The sequence below is a fragment of the Parasphingorhabdus sp. genome, assembly GCF_036963805.1.
In the GTDB taxonomy this organism is placed as follows: Bacteria; Pseudomonadota; Alphaproteobacteria; order Sphingomonadales; family Sphingomonadaceae; genus Parasphingorhabdus.
In genome coordinates this window covers 1-1,910 of sequence record NZ_JBALUN010000032.1, presented here as the reverse complement: position 1 = coordinate 1,910, position 1,910 = coordinate 1, and the positions used below count along the sequence as shown (strand labels likewise).

Sequence of the window (1,910 nt, the reverse complement as noted above, 5' to 3'; positions counted from 1 at the left end):
ACAGGCGGTATTGTCCCCGATTGAGGCCGCCTTGATATTCGCCGAAGATTTTCGTGCCTTTTTCCAGAAGCACGACCCGGCCATTGTCGGAATAGACATTGCGCGGGACAATACAGCTCACATATCCCGGCTGACTAGAATCCATCGCGGTTTGCAGGACACATGGAATGAAGCTTCCCGCCGTAATCAGGAAATTTCGGTCGGGAAGCGGACGTGCTTGCGCCTGCCCGATAACCGACGCGCGCCGGAGCGTATCAAGATTGGTGGATTGGCGGGGCGAAGCTTCTCCGGTGCTGGCTCCGCTACTAACTGCATTATAGTTCGCTGCACTGGCTCCACCGGCGCGCTCACCGCCATAGGCAATAAGCGTTGACCGGCGCGCAGCTTCGCGCAGTGCTTCCGCTGGCGATTGCTGCCGTTGTTGCACCGGGGTCGGACCTTGGCCTTGCTGGGGTAAGGGCTGCTCGCCAATAGCCGGAACAACGGGTTCCCCCAATGGAATAGGTGCGTTGGGATCGGTTCCAGCTTCTGCAAGCGTCGGGGCAATAACCGTTGCCGGATCATAATCTGCAGCTTCGAGCGCTGGTTTGGGTTTTACGGGCGGCAATTCTGAATTGCCAGTCAGCCCGGTTCCAAGCGCCAGTACTGTAAACATCAAAGCGCCAGCGGCGGCGGCGAAGCCGATCATCTTTTTCGGGTCCATCGCCGTGCCGGGGATCGACGGCATTTTGCTGCCACGTTCGCCCGCCGGGCTGCGGTCAATCTCGTCGGGACCGGGTGTTTGATCAACCGTAGGACGGTTTGAGGCCGGTTCTGGCTGAGTGGTATCGGTCATCAATTTGACTCCCCGTCATCTGTTCGCTCGACAATGCTTGAGGCCGTGCCGGTCTTGGGGTCGCGTCCATAAAAATCGGGTGCGTCATTGAAAATGCACAGCACCTTTTTACCGCGCCGCAAGCGAAGCTGCGCAAACACGCCGTGGACAACCACAAATTCATCGCGAACATCGAACGGGACAATGCTCTCCGTGCCGTCAGGATTGATTGCAAATATTGCGGGTAATTCGCGCTGGTTCGGAAAACGCAGGGCGGTAAATTGTCCGTTGTCAGTAATTTCGGAAGGCTGGATTTCCGATGATCCCTGAACGCTGTATTTGAGATTACGGGTGCCTTCGATAACGCCAAGATCAAGCGCTGAGCGGATTGCGCCTGATTGGAGCGCTACTGCCTGCGTGTATGCCGCTTGGGTAGCAGCAGCTTGCGCCGCCGCTGCCTCTTCGCGCGGATAGCGGAAGGCTACCTTAAAGAAGGTATCAGTGGTTCGTTCGCCAATCGAGCCCCGGCGCGCGCTGAGCTCGAATGTATAGGTTCGGTTTCCTGTATTTGAACGCGTGATGACGATCAGATTGGTTGGCCCGGCTCGTTCGCGCGGCTTGATGAACAGTGAATTTTCAGCGGGAGCCACTTCCCAGGATATCGTGTCTCCGAGCGCAACATGCTCGACGCGTTCGCCCGGCGAAAATACAATCTGTGTTGCAGACCGGAAAACGCCGACAATACGGAAAACCTGATTTTCGTCAAAGATAACTTCGCGGATTCGGTTGTCTTGCGCCGTTGGCTGCGGGGTTTCACCAGCCATTATTGGTGATCCGCTAAGCAGCAGCGCCAATAGAGTGAAGTTTCTCAGATTTTTCATGGTGTGACCTCCAGATCGGCGCGGTAGGTTTGCACTTCCAGCCCGAGCGGGTTTTTGAACCTTTGCTGCTCGGTAGTTGGTGTGTCCGTGGTGTCGTAAGTCACCGTTGCAATCGCCTGCGTGTCAGTGACGCGTGAACCTTGCTGGAGCGATTTGGTGAAGCGTATTTGCGCGACTTTTTCGGAAACGAACGTGACTGATTTGACCGCGATGAA

The 1,910-nt window shown here is 56.3% G+C and carries 3 protein-coding genes; all 3 read right to left on the bottom strand.

Annotated features, from left to right (window positions below; all coding sequences use genetic code 11):
* On the bottom strand, positions 1 to 835 hold an 835-nt coding region (locus tag V7676_RS18610; protein WP_335661052.1), incomplete at its 3' end, for a TrbI/VirB10 family protein.
* Positions 835 to 1,695: a P-type conjugative transfer protein VirB9 gene (gene virB9 / locus V7676_RS18605; RefSeq protein ID WP_335661051.1), complete on the bottom strand. Its 861-nt coding sequence runs from the start codon at positions 1,693 to 1,695 to the stop codon at positions 835 to 837. The genes virB9 and V7676_RS18610, both read right to left, overlap by 1 nt.
* On the bottom strand, positions 1,692 to 1,910 hold a 219-nt coding region (locus V7676_RS18600), incomplete at its 5' end, for a VirB8/TrbF family protein (protein WP_335660867.1). The genes virB9 and V7676_RS18600, both read right to left, overlap by 4 nt.

What these genes read in the sequence shown, in the direction of transcription:
- virB9 (WP_335661051.1), bottom strand. Translation starts at nt 1,695, where the DNA reads ATGAAAAATCTGAGAAACTTCACTCTATTGGCGCTGCTGCTTAGCGGA.